This is a genomic window from uncultured Senegalimassilia sp. (assembly GCF_934630535.1).
Classification (GTDB): domain Bacteria; phylum Actinomycetota; class Coriobacteriia; order Coriobacteriales; family Eggerthellaceae; genus Senegalimassilia.
In genome coordinates this window covers 1-21,426 of the sequence record NZ_CAKTVU010000021.1, presented here as the reverse complement: position 1 = coordinate 21,426, position 21,426 = coordinate 1, and the positions used below count along the sequence as shown (strand labels likewise).

The window sequence follows — 21,426 nt, the reverse complement described above, 5'->3', positions numbered from 1 at the left end:
AATGCACAGGTTGTCATGATGCTCCTTGTTTCGGTTCCGATATGGTAGAATACCACACTGCGAGCGGGCCAGACGATCGCGCGCCGCCTTGAGCGGCGTGAGGAAAGTCCGGGCTCCAAAGGGCAAGATGCCAGCTAACGGCTGGGCGGGGCGACCCGACGGAAAGTGCCACAGAAAAGTAAACTCCCCCGTGCAAACGGGAGAAAAGCTGAAACGGTGCGGTAAGAGCGCACCAGCGCGTTGGTAACAACGTGGCTTGGAAAACCCCATCTGGAGCAAGCGCAAATAGGAGTGCCATACGGCCGCCCTTCCGTGCATTCGGGTTGCGTGCTTGAGACGCGCGGTGACGCGCGTTCGAGATAAATGGTCGTCCAACGACAGAACCCGGCTTATCGACTCGCTCGCGGTTTTCAAAAGGCTCCCGTTCGGGAGCTTTTTTGCTTCATGGGCAAAACGTCTGTTAACGCGCTGCGACACCATTTTGCAGAAGTGCGTTTGGCGCTGCATTCCGCCACTTTTCCTTATATATCGAAAACGGGGATCGAGCATGTGCTCGATCCCCGTTTCATCGTATGCATTGGGCGAATGCGCTCTATGAGGGCGAACGACCTAGCGATCATGCTTGACGACCGGAAGTTCACCGCTCGGCAAACCCGCAGGCGTTTCCTGTTGCAGGTTAGTCGAGATCGTCGATCTCGAAATCGTCGGCGGCGTCACCGAAGCCGGAGAAGTCCTTCTCGACGCTGGAAGCCACGGGAGCGACCGAGCCGGTGATCGCAGGAGATGCACCGGTTGCAGCGGCGGCCGGAACGGCGGCCGGCATGGCCGGCGCGTTGTCATAAGCATCGGAGCCGTCGACAGTGAGCGGAGCCTGCGGCGCGGTTGCGGCGGCCTCCTTCACGACGGGCTCGGAATCAACGTGCGTGGCATAGCGGCCGTGCTGACCGGACGTAAGCGCGCCAGCGGCCTTCGGGGCCTTCTCGCCGATTTCGGCAAGCTTGCGAGTGGCATCGGTGATGAAGTCGTTGAGCAGGTCGCGATAATCCTCGCGCGCCGCCTCGCGATCGTCCTCGAGCTTGTGGATGGCGTCGATGACCTTCTGGCGATCGTTCTCGGCCTTGTCGAGGATGCGGTCGGCCTCGTCCTCGGCGTCCTTGACCGTGGCGGCAGCATCGGCCTTGGCGTTGGCCAGGATCTCGTCTGCGGAGCGCTGGGCGATGATGAGCGCCTGGGCGATGGCGTTGCCGTCGGCCTTCTTGGACTCAAGCTGCTCCTCAAGCTCGGCGATGCGGGCATCGCGCTCGGCGATGGCGGCGTCCTTTTCGGCCAGGATGGCCGGGTCGACAGAAGCTGCGAACTGGTCTTCCTGCTCGACGACGGGCTCGGGCTCGGGCTCGTCGAACGCCTCGTCCTCGAAGGTGGCGGGGCGGTCGAAGCCGGCGAACGTATCCTCGCTGACCTGGCTTTGCAGCGAGGCGATCTGCTGATTCAGGCCGTCGATCTCATCGGCGACATGCTCGAGGAAGACATCGACCTCGTCGACGTCATAGCCCTTGCGATCGATGGAGAAGCTTTGGTTATGGATTTCAGCAGAGGTGATAGCCATCTTTGTATCCCTTCATCTGACGTGCGGGAATGCGCAGGTGCGCACCTAGAACAAGTTTACCAACAAACGTACACCGAATTGTAGTACAAGCAGCGCGACGATGGGCGTTACGTCCACCATACCTCCAATAGGGGGGATCAGGCGCTTGAACAGGTTCAAATACGGATCGCATATGCGCGCGAGCACGTTGTTGATGTCTGCGAGGATGCCCCGATCGGTCGGGAACCATGACAGCATGACGTATACGAAGATGATCATGCTGTACGCATCGGAAAGCGACACGATAAGGTACTTCAAACTGAGCATGCGGGCTTTTTCGCTCCTTGCTAGCGCCCCCGGGCGCCAAGCCCGGGGATAGGTTTCGATATTTGAAGATTACAGAATGCCCTGCGAACGGAGGCTTGCACGCTCGGCCTCGCTGAGAGCAGCCCCGCGCGCGATGACGAACACCTTGTCCGCAATGCAGTCGACGCTGGCGTCGAGGGCGCTCGAGACGCCGAACGAGAAATCGAGTACGCGCTTTGCCAGCGCATCGGGGGTTTCCTTGAGCGCAAGCACCACGGCGTCGCCGGCTTTGAGGGCCTTTGCGACCTTCTCGCACTCACCGTAGCTGGCCGGCTTGACGATGGTGACCGAGCGCGTGGGGTTATGCGTGCCCGTTGCGGTGCCCTCGTAGGCCTTGTACGGGTCGAACGAGGAAGCAACGGAAGCCGCCTTGGCGGCCGCCGTGAACGCGCCCTCGATGGGCTTCGCAGCCGTTTGGGCCGCCGGAGCCGCACTGGATTCGGCGGCCTCGGCGGCGGTGGTGCTGAACAGGGCGTTCAGGCTTTCCGAGCGCTCCTGGCTGGCAGCTGCCGCGGCCCTGGCGTTAGGGGTGTTCGCCGGAGCGGTGAACGCAGGGTCGACCATGGTGCGGTTGCCGAACGACGGGGAGCTGACCTTGCGCGGGGGCAGCGGATCGCGGTTCAAGCTGTCCGGCACGGTGGTATGCGCGCGCACATCGTCGATGGAGACGAGCTTGGCCGGACGATACCCGCCCGAGCCGACCGAGGGACGGGCATGGTTGCCGCGCGCGGGGCGCGTGGTGACCGAATCGTACGGATCGTAGTTCGAGCTGGGGGCAGCGTCGTCCTCTTCGTAGTCATCATCATAGTCGTCGTAGTCGCCGGAATCGTAGTCGTCATAATCCCTGCGGCCGCGATCGTAGTAATCGCCGCCATCGGAGAACCCGAGCTTGGACTTGATGCTGTCGAGCATGCCTTCGGGCTTGTTGAACTTGGGCATTGCCATACCGCTCTCCTGCTTCGTTTCTTTGGGACGGCGGTCGACGCCGCCGCTGCATGTTCGGTATTGCGGACGCGAGCCTTATGCCTGAACGGACTCGAAGGAGTCGCTGAACAGAGCTCGGCCTATCCGCACCATGGTAGCACCCGCGCAAACGGCCTCGCGCCAGTCCTCGCTCATGCCCATGGAAAGTTCATTGAAGATCGCGGCCTGCTCGGAGGGAAGCTGGCTGCGCAACGTATCGCGCAGAGCCGCCAGGCCTTCGAAGCATTCGCGTGCCACTTCAAGGTTTCCCTGCGGCGCCATGGTCATGAGACCGCGGACGGCGATATGGGGGAACGTTTCGGCAAGCTGAAGCGCGTGGAGCGCCTGGTCAGGAGTGAAACCGCTTTTGCTCTCCTCGCCCGACACGTTGACCTCGAGCAGGATCTCCTGAACCTTGCCAAGGCGCTCGGCCGCTTGGTCGAACTTGACGAAATGCTCCTCTTTGCACACGGAGTGCACAAGCGTTGCGCAGGCGACGATCTCGGGGATCTTGCGCGACTGCACGTTGCCGATGAAGTGCCAGGTTTGCTGCGGCAGCTGGGCCACCTTTGCGGCAAGCACATCGGGACGGTTCTCGCCGAAATCATGAGCGCCCGCGGCGATGGCCACGGAGATGGCGGGCGCATCGACCGTCTTCGAGACGGCGATGACCTTCACCTCGCGCGGGTCGCGCCCGCACGAGGCGCACACGCGGGAGAGCTCTTCAAGCGTTTCCTGATAGTGTTGAGCGAATGGCATGGCTATGCTTCCTTTCGAAACGCGATGGCGCCATGGCGGCCGCACGTGCCGCCGGACGCCCGATAGGAGAAGTAGTGCTGCGGATGGCATTGCGTGCAGATGCCCGCATCGCAGATGCGGGCGGGATCGACGCCTACAGCCGCAAGCTGCACGCGCAGCGCATCGAGCATGCTGACATGGCGCGACGGGCGAACGCAGCCTGGGCCGAACAGCTCGGCGAAGCGCTGCTCGACGTCAGGCCCCACCTCGAAGCAGCAATCGTGGATGTGCGGGCCGACGTAGATGTTGTAATCGGCTGCGAATTCGCGCTGCTGATCAGGGGTTTTAGCACCATCTTCGCGTGCTAGGCGCTCGACGCAGGAAGCCGCGATCTTGCCGACCACCCCGCGCCAGCCCGCATGGGCAACGGCGAAGCGCCCCGTGGGCGACACCGCGATGACGGGCGTGCAATCGGCGAAGCACAGCATGGCCGCAACGTTGGGCGTGGTGACCACGAGGGCATCGGCGGCAGCCTGCGCACGTTGCTGGGCCGCCACGACGCTGGCGGCATCGCACGAGCTGATGCAGACGATTTCCGTGCCGTGCACCTGGTTGGGCACGATGACCGGAACGTCTTCGCCATCGAGCGCCTGCATGGCAAGGCGACGGTTTTCCATGACATGATCGAGGTCATCCTGCACGTGGGCACCAAGGTTCAGCGATGCGAACGGCCCCTGGCTTGCTCCCCCATCGCGCCCGGTAAAGGCGATGCGGACGCCGCACGCCTGGAACAGCGCATCATCGGTGAGCATGGAAATGCGACGCGCGCCGCAGGGGCGCGCGTCGAGTGTCGGTGCAGGTAAGGTTTCGCACACGGTATGCAAAGCTATGACTCCTTAGCGCTGACGCTTCAGAAAATCGGGAATGTAATCCTCATCGGCGAAGCGGCCAGGCGTGCTGGTGAGCGTGGAATACGTGGACGGCTGAGGCGTCGGAGCCGGCTCGGGGGCCGCCGTGGAGGCGAACAGGTCCTTGCGGTTGAAGTCCATAGCGGACTGCTGGGGCGCATTGACCTTGAAGCCGGTTGCGATGACGGTGATGCGCACGCTGTCGCCCATGCTCTCGTCGATGATCTGGCCGTAGATGATGTTGGCGTTCTCGTCGGCGCAGGCCTCGACGGTGCGGGCCGCCTCGTCGACCTCGGTGAGCGTGAGGTCGGGACCGCCGGAGATGGAGAACAGCACGCGGGAGGCGCCGGCGATGGAAGCCTCGAGCAGCGCGGAGTTGGTAGCCTGCTGCGCGGCATCAAGCGCGCGGTTCTCGCCGGAGGACAGGCCGATGCCCATCATAGCGGTGCCGGCGTCCTTCATGACGGTGCGGATGTCGGCGAAGTCGAGGTTGATCAGGCCCGGGATGGTGATCAGGTCGGTAACGCCCTGGATGCCCTGGCGCAGCGTGTCGTCGGCGATGCGGAACGCGTCGAGCATGCTGGTTTTCTTATCGACGATCTCGAGCAGACGGTCGTTGGGGATGACGATGAGCGTGTCCACCTTCTGGGACAGCAGATCGATGCCCTGCTCCGCCTGGTTGCGGCGGGTGCGGCCCTCGAAGGAGAACGGCTTGGTGACGATGCCCACCGTCAGCGCGCCGATTTCCTCACGGGCGATCTCGGCGATGATGGGAGCGGCGCCGGTGCCGGTGCCACCGCCCTCGCCTGCGGTGACGAAGACCATGTCGGCCTCGGCCAGCGCCTCGCGGATCTCCGCACGGGACTCCTCGGCGGCCTGGCAGCCGACCTCGGGGTTCGCGCCGGCGCCCAGGCCGCGCGTGAGCTCCTCGCCGATGTGGATGGTCTTATCGGCATCCGACATCAGAAGGGCCTGACGGTCGGTGTTGACGGCAATGAACTCCACGCCCTTGACGCCCGCCTCGACCATGCGGTTCACGGCATTGGTGCCGCCGCCGCCGACGCCGACGACCTTGATGACCGCCAGATGCTCGCCCGAATTGTTTGGCATTGTATTCCTCCACACTATTACGCTTGCTTTGAGCTGCGTTTCACACACTCGTGGTTGTATTCACGTGGGATTATTTTACACAAAGAGGGTGGGTTTGCAACGCTTCGCCACCCAACGGCAACCACATGCACATATCAAAACGGCCCGCACGCCTGCGCGCACGGGCCGCTTGGGGCTATAACGATCGCCAGGTCGGCCTATCGGGCGTGCGCACGTTGATGTACGTGACGCCCTCGGGATGCTCCTTCATGATCTGCAGGCAGACCCTCTCCTTCTCGCGGATGTTGTCCGCCGTGCCGAAGACGATGTCGGGGCCGTCTTTGATGGTGAGCGTGGTAGACGCTGTTTCGGTGGCCTTCACCGAGGTGACCCGATCGGCGAGCTCGGTGGTCATGCCGGCCACGATGGCGAGCGCGTTGTTCACGTTGGCGTCGGTGCAGTACGAGCCGACCGTGGGCTTGGTTCCGTAGGGCACGTCGGTGATGTGCAGCACCGACTCGGCGTCCTCGTAGACCTTCGAATTGGTGCGGCGCCCCGCCTCGGAATCGCGATCGGGGATGGGCATGAGCCACATGCCGTCCGAGGCGATGGCCCACTGCGTGGAGTTCTGCGCGTTCTCGTTGGGGACCTCGACCACCGCCGTGATGGTACGCTCGGTGATGTCGATCTGCAGCGTGTTGGGAAACGCCCGCTTGACCTTCGCATCCGCGACCCAAGCGTCTTTCTTCAGGTTCTCCTTGATGCCGGCGGCATCTACGCGCAGAAGCGTGGTGCCTGCCGGCACGCCGGCAAGCTGCTGCATGTCGGAGGCCGTGAGATGCTCGGCGCCCGAAACCGAGACGCTCTCGATGGTGAACAGGCTGGAGTTGTACACGATGACCGCCGCGATGGCGAGCGCCGCTATGGCAGCGGCGAGCGCCCCGAGGCGCACCAGATAGCGCCGGTAGGTATGCCGCGCCCGCGATCCGTGGTCGGTTTGAGGAAGGTCCCCTACGCGCACCGATGTGAGCCGCGAGCCGGGCACCGGGCCGTATGGGCGCTGCGAGGCGCGCGGAGGACGCGACCCGCCGCGGGGCGCCTGAGGGCGCCTATGCGAACCCGAGGAAGCGGACTTCCGGTTGTAATTCGATGCCATACGCCTCGTATACCTTCGACCTTGCCATGTTAATGAGTTCCAACACGTCCTGAGCGGTTGCATTATCCCTGTTCACGATGAAGTTCGCGTGAACCTCGGATATCTGCGCGCCGCCCGCGCGCGCCCCTTTGAGCCCCGCCTGCTCGATGAGCTGGCCCGCAGAGTAGCCTTCGGGGTTCTTGAACACGCTGCCGCAGCTTGGCAGCGTAAGCGGCTGCGTCTTCTTGCGACGGGTGTGCGCCGCCTCCATTTTGCCGCGCAGCAGATAAGGATCGGCGGGCTTGACCGCAAGCTCGCACTCGACGATGACCTCGTCGGGGGCAAACGAGCTGGAGCGGTAACCCCAACGGATATCCGCCGCCTCGCGGCGCACGAGCCCCGCCTGCGGCGACAACGTGGTGACCGAGACCACCCTGTCCGCTATCCCCTGCTCGCGGGTGCCGGCGTTCATGCGCACGGCTCCGCCGACGGTACCCGGCGTGCCGACCGCGAACTCCAGACCCGAGAGGCTGCGGCGAAACGCCTCCTGCACGACGCTTGACAGCGGCACCCCCGCACCCACGATGAAACTGCAGGTTTCCTCGTCGAAGCGGCAGGCGCGGAAATCGCGCCCGAGGGCGATGACGACACCCGGGAACCCCTCGTCGGAGACGAGCAGGTTCGAGCCGCGGCCGACCGCCACCCACGGGACGCAGCATTCTTGACAGGCGCCCACCAGACGCTTGAGCGCGCCGATGGATCCGACCTGCACATAGAAGCGCGCAGGTCCGCCGATGCGGTACATGGTATGGCGGCGCATGGGTTCGTCGGGATAGACGTCGGCATCGAAGGCGCTATCGACGAGCAGCGCCTCAAGCGGCGAGCATGCGTGACGCGCGCTCATGGCTGCCTAGCCTCGCGCCTTGAGGAGCGCGTCGATGATCTGCGGACCCATGGCCGTGACATCGCCGGCGCCCATGGTGATGACCAGATCGCCCTGCTGAAGCTTTTCCATAAGATGCGGGACGACGTCGACGCGATGGGCCACGAAATCCGCCTGGGGATGGCCTTCGTGCTCGAGCACGACGTTGAGGAACGTCTTGCCGGAGACGCCGGGCACCGGTGCCTCGCCTGCCGGGTACACGTCCATGAACGTGACGCTGTCGGCCTTGTCGAAGGCGGCGCCGAACTCGTCGTGGAGCACCTGGGTGAACAGGGGCGCACGGGAATAGCGATGCGGCTGGAAAAGCACGTGGACGTGCTTGTAGCCAAGGCCCGCTGCCGCGGAGATGGTGGCGGCGATTTCGGTGGGATGATGCGCGTAATCGTCGACGACGGTGACGCCGTCCACTTCGCCGACCAGATCGAAGCGACGGCGGACGCCGGCGAAGCCCGAAAGCGCCTGAGCAACCTTCGCTGCATCGAAACCGAGCGCCCACAGCAGCGTGATCACGCCTGTGGCGTTCAGGACGTTGTGACGGCCCGGGTTCTGCTTGATGGTTCCTTCGACCTGCGTGCCGTCGGGCATGACGGCCGTATAGCGGCTGCCGATGCCGTGGGGCTCGTAGGAGGTGATGCGCACGTCGCAACCCTCGTTGAAGCCATACGTGTACATACGACGGCCCTCGGAACGGGCGATCTCGACCACATGGGGCTCTTCGCCGCACGCCACGATGACGCCGTCTTCGGGAACGAGGCCCATGAAGTCGTGGAACTTGTCGTAGATCTCGTCGAGGTCCTTGTAATGGTCAAGGTGATCGGCCTCGATGTTGGTGACAAGCACCGCCTTAGGCGAGAGGTACGTGAAGGACTTGTCCGACTCGTCGGCCTCGACCACGTAATGGGCGCCGGTGCCGGAATGGGCGTTGGTGCCGTAGGCGCGCACGATGCCGCCGATGAGGAAGGTGGGGTCGGCGCCGAGCGCGTCGAGCGCGCTGGCGAGCATGGACGACGTGGTGGTCTTGCCGTGCGTGCCGGCCACGGCGAGCGTGTCCAGGCCCACGCCGAGATGCGCGAGCATCTGGGCGCGATGCCAGATCTCAAGGCCGCGACGACGCGCCTCGATGAGCTCGGGGTTGTTCTCGAGGATGGCCGTGGAGATGACGACGACCGGGTCGCCCTCGGGGATGTTTTCCGCCTTCTGGCCGATGAACACGGTGATGCCGGCCTCGCGCAGCTGCTTGGTGTAGCGGCTTTCCTTGATATCGGAGCCCGACACCTGCATGCCCTGGTCGTGGGCCACGCGGGCGATGCCGCTCATGCCCACGCCGCCGACGCCGATGAAGTGCACCTGCTTGATGCGCTCTTCGCTCATGTTGCCTGCCTCCTGAAGCCTATGCGCCGAAGCCTTAGATGCTTGCGGCGCGATGATGTGAAACCCGGGCGCACCCGGGAAACGGGCGGCGCAAAGGCCGCCCGTGCTTGCTCAAACTCTATTATTTTACCCTATTGCGCCGACTTGGATTCGCACGCCTTAAGGACTACATCAGCGAGCAGCCCCGCCGCATCGCGGGTCTTCGCGGCGGCCGCGGCATCCGACATGCGCTGACGGGCGCCTTCGTCCTCGATGAGGGTTTTGAGGTAGTCGGTGAACTGCCCACCCTCGACGTCGGCGTCGGCGACGAGGAACGCCGCGCCGGCCTCGACGCATGCGCGCGCGTTCATGGTTTGATGGTCCTCGGTGGCGTACGGGAACGGCACGAGCAGCGCCGGGATATGACGCGCCGAGATCTCGGCGAGCGACGTGGCGCCCGCGCGGCTGACGATGGCGTCGGCGGCGGCCATGGCAAGGCCCATCTGGTCGGTGTAGCCCATGAGGTGCCAACGCTTGGCCTGCTCGTCGGTCAGGGAAAGCTGCTCGGCGACGCTGTCGAGCTCCTTGGGGCCCGTGACGTGCACGATATGCAGATCGGGATAGCTAAGCAGCATGTCCTTGCGCTGCACGATGGCCGCGTTGAGATGGCGTGCGCCCAGGCTTCCTCCGGTGACGAGCAACATGCGCGCATCCTCGGGGACGTCGAACGCGGCACGGCCCTCGGCGCGCGTTGCGGCGAACACGCTTGCGCGCACGGGATTGCCGGTGAGCACCACCTTGCTTTTGTCGGAAAGCGCTTGAGCGGCATGCTCGTAGGTCAGGCACACGGCGCGGGCTTGACGGGCCAGGTACTTGTTCGCCATGCCCATGACCGAGTTCTGCTCGTGGACCACCACGGGGATGCCGCGCTGCTCGGCGGCGCGGGCGACCGGGATGCAGACGTAGCCGCCGAAGCCCACCACGCAGTCGGGATGGACCTCGGTGAACCATTTGCGCGCCAGCTTCGTGGAGCGCTGGATCTTCATGATGGCCTTCGGCAGCGTGAGCGGATGGTTGCGGTTGAAGCCGGCGGCCTCGAAGGCCTGGTACGGGATGCCCGCCGCGGGGACGAGGCGCGACTCGATGCCGCCGGGCGTGCCGGCGAACAGCACCTCATGCCCGCGCTCGCGCAACACGTCGGCAAGCGCGAGGGCCGGATTGATATGGCCGGCGGTACCGCCGCCGGAAAGGACTATGCGCATGATGTCACCTCCGGGATGAAGAATGCGTTTGACGGCGCCGCGCGCCTTGCGGGGCGCGCGTGCGCGAATCGGCCCTGCCGCGGCCGCGCGGGACGTCGCGGGAGTCGCGGGCGTCGTCGTCGACCGCACGCACGACGCGCAGGTTCGCGCGACGTCGATCGTAGACGGTGGTGGCATCGGCGTTTCGCGAAACCGCCAGGATGATGCCGACCATCATGAGCGACGCGATCAGCGACGAGCCGCCTGCGGACACGAACGGCAGGGGCTTGCCCGTGGTGGGCACGAGGCCGATGACGCAGCCCATGTTCAGAAACGCCTGGAACACGAGCATGATGGTTACGCTGCCCGCCACGATGCGCTCGTTGGGCGTGGCCGCCGCGCGGGCGATGCGCATGCCGGCGAACAGGATGCAGCAGAACAACGCGATGACCACAAGGGCGCCGAGCATGCCGAACTCCTCGCCGATGATGGAGAACACGAAGTCGGTCTCGGATTCGGGAAGGTAGTCGTACTTCTCGCTGGAATTGCCCAGGCCCACGCCGAACAGGCCCCCTTCGGCGAACGCGTAGAAGGAGTGGATGGTCTGATAGCCGTTGCCCCTGCCGCCATCGCCATCATTCCAAGGGTTGTACACCACGAAACGGTCCTGGCGATAGCCCGAGCCGAACAAGACGATGGCGATGATGGCGACGACGGCCGCGCCGGCGATGGCGAGCATGAGCTTCGCGGGGGCGCCGCCGAACCATAGCACCGCGTACACGCCCACGAAGATGATGATGGTGGTTCCCAGGTCCGATTGCGTGAACAGCAGGAACAACGTGGGAGCGACCACATATATGGCCGCCCTGATCATGGTGGCTTTGAACTCGGCGCCTTCGTTGAGGTCGTCCATGAGGTTGGCGGCCATGAGCACGATGGCTATCTTGGCGAACTCGGAGGGCTGCAGCGAAAAGGGGCCGATGACGATCCAGCGCTGGGCGCCGAGAGCGGCGGCTCCGAAGAGGAACGTGATAGCGAGCAGCACCACGCACACCGCCCAATAGCCTTTGACGATAGCGCTCTTCCAACCGCAGCGCGGGAGCATGAACCAGATTGCGACGGCGATGATGATGCCCGCCAGGGAGTAAACGAACTGGCTGATCAACTTCGCCGAGGGGTTTTGCTGCGCGATGTAATCCGAATACGAGATGGTATCGCGCAGGTACTGGCCCGCCTCGGTGTCGGCATAGTAGTTCGTGGCGGCCTCGGAGAGGATGGTGACCTGCGAGGCCGAGTAGATCATGACGAAGCCGATGAGCGTGAGGGCGACCACGGCCACCACAAGCAGCACCTGGGGCCAGATGACCGACTCGGCATCGGAGCGCCTATTGCGCGCGGAAGCCATGCAGACCGTCCTTACGCGCCAAGCTCGGCAGCGTGATCGGCCACGAGCTTCTTGAAGACCTCGCCGCGCTCCTCGAAGGAGTGGAACTCATCGAACGATGCGCAGGCGGGCGAAAGCAGCACCACTTCCCCGGCTTTTGCCTGTTCGAGGGCGACGTCGAGCGCGGATTCCATGTTCTTCGCCGTGAGCAGCTGGAAACCTTCCGGTGCCTGCTCCCGGCGCTCCTCGAACGCCTGGGCGAAGCGAGCGCCCGCCGCGCCGAAGCACACCACGGCGCGCGTGTGGGCATGGGCGGCCGCGACCAGGTCGGCCAGATCGGTGCCCTTGTCGTCGCCGCCGAGCAGCACGATGGGACGGGTATGCGGGAACGCCGCCAGCGCCTTGAGCGTGGCATCGACGTTGGTGGCCTTCGAATCGTTGTAGCATTCGGCGCCGCGCACGGTGCCGCAGGGCTCGATGCGGTGCTCGAGCGGGCTGAACGTGGCGAGCGCTTCGCACACGGCCTCATCGGAGGCGCCGGCAGCCAAGGCCGCCGCTGCGGCGGCAAGCGCATTGCCGGCGTTGTGCGCGCCCTTGATCAGCAGGTTATCGGCGTTGATGAGGGCGAGCTCTTGCCCCTTGAGGGCCACGGTGAGCACGCCTTCGCCGTTGATGAACGCGGCGTTGTCGGAGCCGCAACGGGCGCGCATGTCGCCCTGCAGGCCTTCGGCCGTGCCCATGGGCACGACGGCGAAGCCGCATCCGCCGGCGATACCGCGCAGGCGGCGAACCTCGGCGCGCACGACGTCGTTGGAAGCGTCCATGACCGCAACGGAGCCGGGGACCTGGGAAAGGTTTTCGAGCACCTTCATCTTCGCAGCGGCGTAGTTTTCCAGCGTATGGTGCCAATGCAGATGGTCGGGCGTGATGTTGAGCAGCACCGCCACGTTGGGCGCGAACAGCTTCGTGGATGCGAGCTGATACGACGACACCTCGGCCACGTAGACGTCGGTTTTGCCGGCGGCCACGGCGGAGATGCACGTGTCGCCGATGTTGCCGACGGCGGAGCTTGCCATGCCCGCGGCGCGAAGCAGGTGGTTCGTTAGAGCGGTGACGGTGGTTTTGCCGTTGGTGCCCGTGACGGCGACCCACGTGCTGGATTCATCGGACTCGCGCCACGCGAGCTCGACCTCGCTGATAACCTCGTCGCTGACGGCAGCGGCCGAGCGGTACAGGTCGGAAAACTCGGAGATGCCCGGGCTTGCGATGCACAGCTCGAAATGCCCGCCGCAGGCCTCGGCCAGGCGATCGACCGCGCCCTCGCCGAACTCCACGATGGCGCCGCAGCCGCGGGCCTTGCGCGCGTAGGCGTCGGAGGCGTCGTTGGGCTGCCCGCCGAACACGGCCAGCTGGGTCACGCGCGACCCGAGCTGCGCCATAAGGTAATCCACGGCATCGTGGCCGGACTTGCCCAGCCCCAGCACGAGGACGCGCCCCAAGTTTTCGGGAGCGTGTTTTTTGCCTGCAAGCATCTTCTGATTCTCCATAGCCTATGCCACCGCCATCAAAGTCTCTGCGAAGTACACGGCGAAGCCGAGCGCGGCCAGCACGCCGGAAACGATCCAGAAGCGCACGACGACCTTCGTCTCAGACCAGCCCTTCTTCTCGAAATGATGATGAAGCGGGGCCATGAGGAATATGCGCTTGTGGGTTTTCTTGTAGTAGAACACCTGGATCATGACCGACAGCGCCTCAGCCACGAACAGGCCGCCGATGATAAGCACGATGAACTCGGACTTGGTGAACACCGCAAGGCAGCCGAGCGCCATGCCAAGGGCAAGCGAGCCCGTATCGCCCATGAAGATATCGGCGGGAAACGAGTTGAACCACAGAAAGCCCACGCAGGCGCCGGCGAGCGCGGCGGCGAAGATGGCCGAGTCGAGCATGTCGGAGCGGTATGCGATGGCGGCCATGACGATCATGACGATCATGACCGTGCCTGCGGCCAGGCCGTCAAGGCCATCGGTGAGGTTCACGGCGTTGCACATGCCCATGAGCAGGATGTCCACGAAGATGATGTAGAGCCACGGCACCTCCACGGCGCCGAAGTGCGTGGTGAGCACGCCCAGGTCGAACGTGTAGATGAACGGGATCTCGATCGTGGGGGCGATGCCCATCACGTTGACGGCCACCAGGCCGAAGACCGTGGAGATGAGGAACTGGCCCACCAGCTTGGCTTTCGGGGTAAGACCGAGGCTGCGCTCCTTGACCACCTTCTCGGCATCGTCGATAAGGCCCAGGCAGCCCGTGAGCACGGTGGCGATGAGCAGCGCGAACGTTTCGGGCGTGGGATGGCCCACCACCAGCGCCGTGAGGATGACGGCGACGAGCATGACGACGCCGCCCATGGTGGGCGTGCCCTGCTTCACCAAATGGCTTTCAGGGCCGTCGGCGCGCACCTGCTGGCCGATATGGCTTGATTTGAGGAACTTGATCCACGCCGGCATAAGCACCATGGTGACCGCGATGGCGACCACGATGGCCAAAAACACCAGAAACGTGGGGTATGACGCGAATATGTGCAACATAGCTATTCAACCAATCCTTCCACCACTTTCTCAAGGGCCATGAAATGCGAGGCCTTCACGAGCACCGCGCTGCCGGAAGCCGCATGCTCGCGAACGTCGGCAAGCGCGGCGGCGCCGTCGGCGACGAGCGCGATGCGGTCGGCGGGCATGCCGGCCTTTTGCGCACCGGCCGCGATACCCTGGGCAAGCTGGCCGACGCACACGAGGCGGTCAATGCCGCATTCGGCAGCGAAGGCGCCAACTTCCTCGTGCAGCTGCGGCGCGAACGAGCCGAGCTCGCCCATGTCGCCGAGCACCGCGATGCGCACTCCGGCCGCATCGAGCGCGGCAAACGTGGAAAGCGACGCGCGCATGGAATCAGGGTTCGCATTGTAGGCGTCGTTGATGACGGTGAAACCGCCCGGCGCCTGGAGAACCTCCTGGCGGCCCGCCTCGGGCTTGGCGCCCGAGAGCGCTTCGGCGACCTGCGCAGCGTTCATGCCGGCGGCGAAACCGACGGCGGCGGCGGAGCAGGCGTTGGACACGTTGTGCATGCCGCGCAGCTCAAGGGCGCAATCCACGCGCACGGGCGCGGGCATGCCGTCGAACCCGCAGGCGCACAGCGCGAAGCGCGGGCAGCCCGCCGCATCGAGGCGCACGCCCTCGGACCACACGGCTGGGCGCTCCACATCGGCGGCGGAAAGGGACGCGCGGCGATCGGCGGCCTCGGCGGTGCCGTCGTAGAGCACGCACGTGACGCCGCGGGAATCAAGATCGGCGAACTCGAGCAGCTCAGGCGTCATATCGTTTGCGGCGTTTACGAACGCCATGCCGCCTGCGGGCAGCGCCTCGAGCAGCTCGGCCTTAGCGCGGGCGATGTTGCGTCGGCTGCCGAGAAGCTCGATGTGGCTTTCCCCGACGTTGGTGACAAGGCCCCATTGCGGGCGCACGAACCCGCAAAGCTCCTCGAGCTGGTGAAGGCCGCGCATGCCCATCTCGACGATGACGTTTCGCGTGTCGGCCTGGGCGGCCAGCACGGTGTTGGGAACGCCGAGCTCGTTGTTCTGGTTGCCCTTCGTGGCGCACACGCTGCCAGCGGCGGCGAGCACGTCGCGCACAAGGTTCTTCGTGGTGGTCTTGCCCGTGGAACCGGTGATGCCGATGACGCGGCCCTCAAGGCGATCGCGCCATGCGCGCGCAAGCGCCGTGACGGCGGCTTGGGTGTCGGGAACCTGGATGACGGCGGCCCCGGCGGCGGCGATTTCGTCTGCCGATGCCTGGTCGAGCGCGTGCTGCGCGAGCACGCATACCGCGCCCGCCGCCACGGCGGCTGCGGCGAAGGCGTGCCCGTCCACCCGCTCACCGGGCAGCGCAACGTAGAGCGCCCCAGGTTCGACGTTACGGGAATCCCAGGTCAAGCTGGTGATCTCCGTCTGATCGCTTACAGGGTCGATGGAAAAGGAGCCGCCCGTGGCACGGGCGGCTTCGTTGATGGTGAAACGCATTGGTTACTCACAAGCCCCTTCGCCGAATGCACGTTCAAGCTCCTCGCGGGCGACGACGCGGTCGTCGAAGGAGAGCACTTCCTTGCCTACGAGCTGATAATCCTCATGGCCCTTGCCGGCCACAAGGATGGAATCGCCGGGTTCGGCAAGCTCGATGGCGCGCGCGATGGCGGCGCGGCGGTCGGGCTGCACGTCGAAGCGGCCCTCGCCCTGCCCCATGCCCGCCACGATATCGGCGATGATGGCATCGGGGTCCTCGGTGCGGGGGTTGTCGGACGTGACCACGGCATGGTCGGCCGCAAGCGCGGCGCGGCCCATGATGGGGCGCTTGGACGCATCGCGGTCGCCGCCGCAGCCGAACACGCAGATGGTGCGGCCGGGCGTGAGCGCCATGATGGAGCCTAAGGCCTTCTCCAAGGCGTCGGGGGTATGCGCGTAGTCCACGAACACCGACACGCCGCCGTCATGCGGCGTATGCACGCGCTCGAGACGACCCGGGATCTGCGGGGCCTCGCGCAGCGCGTCGATGATGGTGGACACGCCGATGCCGAGCTGGATGCCGATGCCGAACGCGCACATGATGTTCTCGACGTTGAACTTGCCCACGAGCGGGTAGTCGAACTCATAGTAGGAGCCGCGCACGTTGAGCGTGATGGAGGTGTGTGTGGGATAGTACTGCACATCCTTGGGATGGATGAGCGCCGAGCGATCGAAGCCCGTGGTGACCACGCTGTCACCGGCCTCCGAGCAGCGACGCAGCAGCTCCTTGCCCCACTTGTCGTCGATGCAGATGACACGACGGGCAGGGTAATCCTTGCCGAACAGGCGCGCCTTGGCCTCGAAGTAGGCCTCGAAGGTGTGATGGTAGTCGAGGTGGTCCTGCGTTAAGTTGGAGAACGCCGTGACCGCGAACGACGAGGCGAACGTGCGCTCGAGGTCGAGCGCATGGCTGGAGACCTCCATGGCGACCACGTCGCAGCGCGCATCGCGCATGCGGGCGAGCAGCTGCTGCAGGTCGGGCGATTCCGGCGTGGTGTGCGAGGACTTCTCGTGCACATCGCCGATGACGGTGCCCACGGTGCCGATGACGCCCGTACGCTTGCCCGCCACGCGGGCGATGTGCTCCACCAGGTACGTGGTGGTGGTTTTGCCGTTCGTGCCCGTGACGCCTACCAGCGAAAGCGCGCGCGACGGATCGTCGTAGAAGCGCGCCGACGCCTCGGCCATGGCCTTGCGCGTATCGGAGACGACCACCTCCGTGACGTCGGTGGCGTCGGCCAGATAGACCTTGCGCTCCACCACGAGCACCTTCGCGCCGCGGTCGATGGCGTCCTGGGCGAAGGTGTGGCCGTCGGTTTTCATGCCGACGATGCAGAAGAACGCGTCGCCGGGCTTGACTTTATCACTTCGATAGGCGATGCCCTCAACCTCATCTTGCGCGTTGCCGATGATGGTGCAGTCCATGCCTTCAAACAGTTCGGTGCAGGTCTTACCCATTTGGATACCTCACTCAGACGTAATCCCGAATCGATCGATTGCTGCAGTCATTATATCCTTAAAGATAGGCGTGACGACACCGTCCCCAGGAACCTCATTTGCGCCCACAAAGCATACGAGTTTGCTTGACGAATCCGCCAAAAAGCCCGTGAACGCCAAGTTGTACACGTTCTTGCGGTAGCCGCCGTTCTCCTCGTCGTAGATCTCGGCCGTGGAGGTCTTGCCCGCCACGTTGAAGCCGTCGATGGCCGCCTTCTTTCCCGTGCCGTCGGTGACGACGGTCTTGAGCATCGACTGCATGTCGCTAAGCGCCGCGGTGTTGTCGATGACCTGGGTGGTGTCGTAGGTGGGCGTGGTGCCGCTTTGCGGCTTGCCGATGAGGAAGTGCGGCACGCACTCGACGCCGTTGTTGACGATGGCGCCGTAGAAGCGCGTCATCTGCAGCGGGGTGACCGACACGCCCTGGCCGAACGAGACGTTGTACGCCTGCACGGCCGACCACTGGTCGTAGGGCGCGAGCATGCCGAGCACGTCGGTGCCCTCCTCCCCTTCGCCGGGATAGTCGACGCCGGTGTCGGAGTGCAGGTTGTAGCGGACGATGTGGTTGTACAGCTCCTCGAAGCCCATCTTCTCCGTGGCAAGCGAGATGCCGACGTTGGAGGACTGGTCGAGGATCTGGCGCAGCGTGAACGTGGCGTCGCCGCGCTCGTGGGCGTCGGAGATGGTGTAGCCGTCCGCGGTGATCGATGCCGGGCAGAACAGCTCGGAATCGGGCGTGAGCGTGCCCGTTTCCAAAATGGCCATGGCAGAGACCGACTTGAAGATGGAGCCGGGCTCGAACAGGTCGGTGACGCACTTGAGCTGCATGGCGCCTTCCTTGACCTCGCTTCGATCTGCGGGGTTGAACAGCGGAAGGGATGCGGCAGCGTAGATCTCGCCAGTGGAGCCGTCCATGAGCACGGCGGAACCGCCCGTGGCGTTAAGTCCCTTGCAGCCCGACGTCAGGGAGTCCTCCACCTGGCGCTGCAGCTCGATGTCGATGGACACGACGATGTCCTGCCCGTCGATGGCGTCCACCTTCTCGTGGGTGCCGCTCGGGATGAGCTGGCCGGTCTGGCCGTATTCCTGCTCCATGTAGCCCGGCGTGCCGGACAGCACGTCGTTGTACTCCGCCTCAAGGCCGCAGATACCGTAATAGTATTCGCGGTTCGTGTCCGAATCCACGCCGATGCTGCACGCGCCGACCACCTGGCCGCCCACCTGGGCGTTCGGGTACTCGCGACGGCTTTCGGAGACGTAATGGATGCCCGAGGCGATGGTTTCGGCCTTGCGGCCGGCCGCCTTCGCATCCGCCGTTTCCTTGTTCTGCGCCTCCTCGACGCGCTCGGAGGCCAGCTGTTTGACCTCGTCGCCGACGCTGGTGTCGGCCTTGCGCTTGATGATGGAATAGTACGTGTCGCTGGCGGTGACCTTCTCCAGGTAGTCCTTCGCCTCGCCGCCGAGCACCTGCGCCAGGATGCCCGCGGTCAGGTTGGGGTCGCTCACCTCGGCGGGATTGACGTAGATGGTGGTGGCGTCGACGCTGGTGGCGAGCACCACGCCGTTGCGATCGTATATGGTGCCGCGGCGCGGCTCGAGCACGATCTTGGAGGTGCGCTGCGCCTGGGCCTGCTCGGTGAACTCGGGGGCCTTGATGACCTGCAGCCACACGAGCTTGCCGAAGAACACCACCACGACGAGGGCGAACAGGACGAGCGGCGCGAACGCGCGCTCGGCATTGAGGAACGCAAGGAAGCCCGCTACGCCCGTCTTGGGCTGGGCGGGCTGGCGGGATGCGCCGTTTCGCGAGCGGGACGCGCGCGCATCGCGCTCAGGGCGCGCGGCGTGGGAGCGGCTGCTCCCCGAAGCGCCGTGACGCCCGGAGCGGTATGCGCTACGGGCGTCGGTACGGCTTGCGTGTTGGCCTGACGAACGGCCGGATCTGCTGTTGTTCGCGCGACGCTGGGCATCGCGGGCGCCGCCGTCGTTGCGCGGCGGGCGGTTTCGGTTCTGCATAACGGGCTACTCCCCGGCGTTGGTGGCGGTCTCCACGCTGCGGGACAGGGAAAGCGACCCATCGTCGTTGGTGGAAACCACGTCTTCGGGCATATTGATGGTACCCACTTCCGCAGGCGCCGCCATGCCGAGCTTCTCGGCCTGCATGCGCACGCGGGTGGAGTTGGAAAGCAGGCTTTGCGTGACCTCGAGCGAGCTGCCCTCTGCGCGGGCATCGTCGATCTGGCTGGAAAGCGCCTGGGATTGCATGGAGGTGGTGACGGTGGCCGCCGACAGGGTGAGTCTTGCGATGCCCACCAGGGCCAAAACCGCCATGACGATGATCGCGACCTTCAGCACGAGGCCGGGCGTGACGGTGGAGGCGGGAGCGGCGGAGCGGGTGCGCTGACCGGGCACGACGGAGATGCGCGTGCGCGGGGCGCGCTCGACGGCGCGTTCGGGATACAGGGAATACGCAGGCTGCGCGCTCATGCTCCACCTCCTTTCGTGTTTTTGCTTCGTTTACGGTGGCACGTTGCGCGAACAAGTTCGCTTGGTTGTCGTGTTGCTGCTTTTGTCGTGCTGCGCTACAGCTTCTGCGCCACGCGCAGCTTGGCGCTGCGGGCGCGGGGGTTGCGCGCTATCTCATCGGCCGTGGGGACGATGGGCTTTCGGGTAAGCACCTTGAGTATCGGCTCCTTGCCGCACATGCACACCGGAAGATCGGGCGGGCAGGTGCAGCGGTTCGCAAAGCTTTGGAACATATCCTTGACGATGCGGTCCTCAAGCGAGTGGTAGCTGATCACACAAATGCGCCCGCCGGGGTTCGCCCAGCGGATGGCAGCTTCCAGGCCGCTTTTCAGAACGTCGAGCTCGCCGTTCACCTCGATGCGCAGGGCTTGGAACGTGCGCTTGGCGGGGTGCCCGCCGGCGCGGCGCGCGCTTGCCGGGATGGCCGCCTTGATGACGTCGACCAGCTGCGCGCTCGTTTCAAGCGGGGCCTTCTCGCGGGCGCGGACGATGAAGTCCGCGATGCGGCTGGCCCACCGCTCATCGGAGTAGGAGCGGATAATCCGAGTGAGGTCTGCTGCGTTGTAGGTGTTCACGACCTCTGCTGCGGTTAGAGTGTTTTTCCCCGGATCCATCCTCATATCAAGCGGGCCATCCTCCTTGAAGGAGAAGCCCCGTGATGGCGTGTCAATCTGAACGGAGGATACGCCGATGTCGAACAAAAACGCGTCCACACCGGGAACATCCACGCTCAGAAGCGCTTCGTCCATGTTGCCGAAGTTGTTGCGCACCAGTTCCAGATGCGGGCGCAGCTCATCGGGCAGCGAGCCGAGTTTGCGGGCGGCCGCGGCAAGCGCCACGTCGTCCTGATCGATGCCGATGAGGATGCCCCCGCATCCGATGCGCTGGGCAACTTCGAAGGAATGCCCTGCCCCGCCGAGCGTTGCGTCCACGAACGTCTGCTGCGGTTTGAGGTTCAAGTGCTCGAGGCACTCGGGAAGCAGGACCGGTATATGCCGAAACTCTTGGTTTGCCAATTCGCTCACGCCTTCCGATTAGCTGAACAACACGCTCAAGTCGATGTCGTCATCCTGCTCATCGAAGCGCTTTGCGTCCCAGATCTCGAAGTAGCCCGTGTTGCCCAATGCGACGACATCCTTGTCGATGCCGGCCTTCTGACGCAGCTCGGCGGGGATGCCGATGCGCCCGGCGTTGTCGACGCTGACGTTGTTGGCGCGGCTCTTCAGCTTGCGGCGCAAGCCGACGTGAGCCTTGGACGTGGGGTCGTAGCCGCCGAACTTGCTATCGAACAGCGACACGATCCAGTTCTCGAACGCCTGAGGCTCGAATGCGTACAGGCACTCGTCATCGGGACTGAGGGTTACCACCAGATCTTCCGAAAGGACCTTGCGAAACGCGGCGGGCAGGGACATACGGCCCTTGGCGTCTACCTTGTGTCGGTAGGAGCCGTTCATGTCGATCGGCTTGTCGACGCCTTCTGCCATGCCTTCCTTCCGCTGCTTTCCGTTTGCTCCGTTCGGTGTTTGGGATTCTACCCCACTTCATCCCACTTCGCAACATCTTGCGGCACGTTTTGGGCGGTTTTGCACA

The 21,426-nt window shown here is 64.8% G+C and carries 19 protein-coding genes and 1 other RNA gene; 1 reads left to right on the top strand and 19 read right to left on the bottom strand.

What is annotated here, in order from left to right; genetic code table 11:
* Nucleotides 1-60: 60 nt before the first annotated feature.
* An RNA gene (gene rnpB, locus Q0D52_RS08825) (RNase P RNA component class A) lies at nt 61-408 on the top strand.
* A 268-nt stretch (nt 409-676) separates the two neighbouring features.
* Here rnpB and Q0D52_RS08820 read toward each other — a convergent pair.
* The 19 genes from Q0D52_RS08820 to Q0D52_RS08730 all read right to left on the bottom strand — a co-directional run bounded on the left by Q0D52_RS08820 (nt 677) and on the right by Q0D52_RS08730 (nt 21,320).
* Nucleotides 677-1,606 (bottom strand): DivIVA domain-containing protein, encoded by a 930-nt coding sequence (locus Q0D52_RS08820; RefSeq protein ID WP_294362050.1) that lies wholly within the window; start codon nt 1,604-1,606, stop codon nt 677-679.
* Nucleotides 1,607-1,651: 45 nt separating this feature from the next.
* Nucleotides 1,652-1,912, bottom strand: coding sequence for a YggT family protein (locus Q0D52_RS08815; RefSeq protein ID WP_042433343.1), 261 nt, complete (start codon nt 1,910-1,912; stop codon nt 1,652-1,654).
* A 69-nt stretch (nt 1,913-1,981) separates the two neighbouring features.
* Complete coding sequence (locus tag Q0D52_RS08810; protein WP_294382118.1) at nt 1,982-2,896, bottom strand: cell division protein SepF; 915 nt, start codon at nt 2,894-2,896, stop codon at nt 1,982-1,984.
* 75 nt (nt 2,897-2,971) lie between these two features.
* A complete protein-coding gene (locus Q0D52_RS08805) occupies nt 2,972-3,673 on the bottom strand; it encodes a YggS family pyridoxal phosphate-dependent enzyme (protein ID WP_294382116.1) in 702 nt (233 codons plus the stop codon).
* Between the two features lie 2 nt (nt 3,674-3,675).
* Complete coding sequence (locus Q0D52_RS08800; RefSeq protein ID WP_294382132.1) at nt 3,676-4,527, bottom strand: polyphenol oxidase family protein; 852 nt, start codon at nt 4,525-4,527, stop codon at nt 3,676-3,678.
* A gap of 21 nt (nt 4,528-4,548) precedes the next feature.
* Nucleotides 4,549-5,670: a cell division protein FtsZ gene (ftsZ, locus tag Q0D52_RS08795; protein WP_294382113.1), complete on the bottom strand. Its 1,122-nt coding sequence runs from the start codon at nt 5,668-5,670 to the stop codon at nt 4,549-4,551.
* Between the two features lie 175 nt (nt 5,671-5,845).
* Nucleotides 5,846-6,805 (bottom strand): FtsQ-type POTRA domain-containing protein, encoded by a 960-nt coding sequence (locus Q0D52_RS08790; protein WP_294382111.1) that lies wholly within the window; start codon nt 6,803-6,805, stop codon nt 5,846-5,848.
* On the bottom strand, nt 6,759-7,688 hold the full coding sequence (gene murB, locus Q0D52_RS08785; RefSeq protein WP_294362045.1) for a UDP-N-acetylmuramate dehydrogenase: 930 nt from the start codon (nt 7,686-7,688) through the stop codon (nt 6,759-6,761). Before murB ends, Q0D52_RS08790 begins: the two co-directional genes overlap by 47 nt.
* A gap of 6 nt (nt 7,689-7,694) precedes the next feature.
* The gene (gene murC, locus Q0D52_RS08780; protein ID WP_294382109.1) at nt 7,695-9,098 is read right to left on the bottom strand and encodes a UDP-N-acetylmuramate--L-alanine ligase; all 1,404 of its coding nucleotides are present in this window, start codon (nt 9,096-9,098) and stop codon (nt 7,695-7,697) included.
* Nucleotides 9,099-9,229: 131 nt separating this feature from the next.
* The gene (gene murG / locus Q0D52_RS08775) at nt 9,230-10,339 is read right to left on the bottom strand and encodes an undecaprenyldiphospho-muramoylpentapeptide beta-N-acetylglucosaminyltransferase (protein ID WP_294382108.1); all 1,110 of its coding nucleotides are present in this window, start codon (nt 10,337-10,339) and stop codon (nt 9,230-9,232) included.
* Between the two features lie 4 nt (nt 10,340-10,343).
* Nucleotides 10,344-11,723 carry a putative peptidoglycan glycosyltransferase FtsW gene (locus Q0D52_RS08770; protein ID WP_294382106.1) on the bottom strand — a complete coding sequence of 460 codons (1,380 nt, stop codon included), beginning with the start codon at nt 11,721-11,723 and terminating at the stop codon, nt 10,344-10,346.
* Nucleotides 11,724-11,734: 11 nt separating this feature from the next.
* Nucleotides 11,735-13,249 (bottom strand): UDP-N-acetylmuramoyl-L-alanine--D-glutamate ligase, encoded by a 1,515-nt coding sequence (murD, locus tag Q0D52_RS08765; protein WP_294382104.1) that lies wholly within the window; start codon nt 13,247-13,249, stop codon nt 11,735-11,737.
* 3 nt (nt 13,250-13,252) lie between these two features.
* The gene (gene mraY / locus Q0D52_RS08760; protein WP_294362040.1) at nt 13,253-14,290 is read right to left on the bottom strand and encodes a phospho-N-acetylmuramoyl-pentapeptide-transferase; all 1,038 of its coding nucleotides are present in this window, start codon (nt 14,288-14,290) and stop codon (nt 13,253-13,255) included.
* A gap of 2 nt (nt 14,291-14,292) precedes the next feature.
* Complete coding sequence (murF, locus tag Q0D52_RS08755) at nt 14,293-15,774, bottom strand: UDP-N-acetylmuramoyl-tripeptide--D-alanyl-D-alanine ligase (protein ID WP_294382102.1); 1,482 nt, start codon at nt 15,772-15,774, stop codon at nt 14,293-14,295.
* A 3-nt stretch (nt 15,775-15,777) separates the two neighbouring features.
* Nucleotides 15,778-17,271, bottom strand: a complete 1,494-nt coding sequence (locus Q0D52_RS08750; RefSeq protein WP_294382100.1) for a UDP-N-acetylmuramoyl-L-alanyl-D-glutamate--2,6-diaminopimelate ligase — start codon at nt 17,269-17,271, stop codon at nt 15,778-15,780.
* A gap of 9 nt (nt 17,272-17,280) precedes the next feature.
* Nucleotides 17,281-19,326 carry a penicillin-binding protein 2 gene (locus Q0D52_RS08745; RefSeq protein WP_294382098.1) on the bottom strand — a complete coding sequence of 682 codons (2,046 nt, stop codon included), beginning with the start codon at nt 19,324-19,326 and terminating at the stop codon, nt 17,281-17,283.
* A gap of 6 nt (nt 19,327-19,332) precedes the next feature.
* On the bottom strand, nt 19,333-19,797 hold the full coding sequence (locus Q0D52_RS08740; RefSeq protein ID WP_294362036.1) for a hypothetical protein: 465 nt from the start codon (nt 19,795-19,797) through the stop codon (nt 19,333-19,335).
* A 95-nt stretch (nt 19,798-19,892) separates the two neighbouring features.
* Nucleotides 19,893-20,852 (bottom strand): 16S rRNA (cytosine(1402)-N(4))-methyltransferase RsmH, encoded by a 960-nt coding sequence (gene rsmH / locus Q0D52_RS08735; RefSeq protein ID WP_294382093.1) that lies wholly within the window; start codon nt 20,850-20,852, stop codon nt 19,893-19,895.
* Between the two features lie 18 nt (nt 20,853-20,870).
* Nucleotides 20,871-21,320: a division/cell wall cluster transcriptional repressor MraZ gene (locus tag Q0D52_RS08730; protein ID WP_294382088.1), complete on the bottom strand. Its 450-nt coding sequence runs from the start codon at nt 21,318-21,320 to the stop codon at nt 20,871-20,873.
* Between the last annotated feature and the right edge of the window lie 106 nt (nt 21,321-21,426).

Bases quoted from the DNA above. Each gene is read 5' to 3' on its own strand.
- Q0D52_RS08820 (WP_294362050.1), bottom strand. From the start codon at position 1,606: ATGGCTATCACCTCTGCTGAAATCCATAACCAAAGCTTCTCCATCGAT.
- Q0D52_RS08815 (WP_042433343.1), bottom strand. From the start codon at position 1,912: ATGCTCAGTTTGAAGTACCTTATCGTGTCGCTTTCCGATGCGTACAGC.
- Q0D52_RS08810 (WP_294382118.1), bottom strand. From the start codon at position 2,896: ATGGCAATGCCCAAGTTCAACAAGCCCGAAGGCATGCTCGACAGCATC.
- Q0D52_RS08805 (WP_294382116.1), bottom strand. From the start codon at position 3,673: ATGCCATTCGCTCAACACTATCAGGAAACGCTTGAAGAGCTCTCCCGC.
- ftsZ (WP_294382113.1), bottom strand. From the start codon at position 5,670: ATGCCAAACAATTCGGGCGAGCATCTGGCGGTCATCAAGGTCGTCGGC.
- Q0D52_RS08790 (WP_294382111.1), bottom strand. From the start codon at position 6,805: ATGGCATCGAATTACAACCGGAAGTCCGCTTCCTCGGGTTCGCATAGG.
- murB (WP_294362045.1), bottom strand. From the start codon at position 7,688: ATGAGCGCGCGTCACGCATGCTCGCCGCTTGAGGCGCTGCTCGTCGAT.
- murC (WP_294382109.1), bottom strand. From the start codon at position 9,098: ATGAGCGAAGAGCGCATCAAGCAGGTGCACTTCATCGGCGTCGGCGGC.
- murG (WP_294382108.1), bottom strand. From the start codon at position 10,339: ATGCGCATAGTCCTTTCCGGCGGCGGTACCGCCGGCCATATCAATCCG.
- Q0D52_RS08770 (WP_294382106.1), bottom strand. From the start codon at position 11,723: ATGGCTTCCGCGCGCAATAGGCGCTCCGATGCCGAGTCGGTCATCTGG.
- murD (WP_294382104.1), bottom strand. From the start codon at position 13,249: ATGGAGAATCAGAAGATGCTTGCAGGCAAAAAACACGCTCCCGAAAAC.
- mraY (WP_294362040.1), bottom strand. From the start codon at position 14,290: ATGTTGCACATATTCGCGTCATACCCCACGTTTCTGGTGTTTTTGGCC.
- murF (WP_294382102.1), bottom strand. From the start codon at position 15,774: ATGCGTTTCACCATCAACGAAGCCGCCCGTGCCACGGGCGGCTCCTTT.
- Q0D52_RS08750 (WP_294382100.1), bottom strand. From the start codon at position 17,271: ATGGGTAAGACCTGCACCGAACTGTTTGAAGGCATGGACTGCACCATC.
- Q0D52_RS08745 (WP_294382098.1), bottom strand. From the start codon at position 19,326: ATGCAGAACCGAAACCGCCCGCCGCGCAACGACGGCGGCGCCCGCGAT.
- Q0D52_RS08740 (WP_294362036.1), bottom strand. From the start codon at position 19,797: ATGAGCGCGCAGCCTGCGTATTCCCTGTATCCCGAACGCGCCGTCGAG.
- Q0D52_RS08730 (WP_294382088.1), bottom strand. From the start codon at position 21,320: ATGGCAGAAGGCGTCGACAAGCCGATCGACATGAACGGCTCCTACCGA.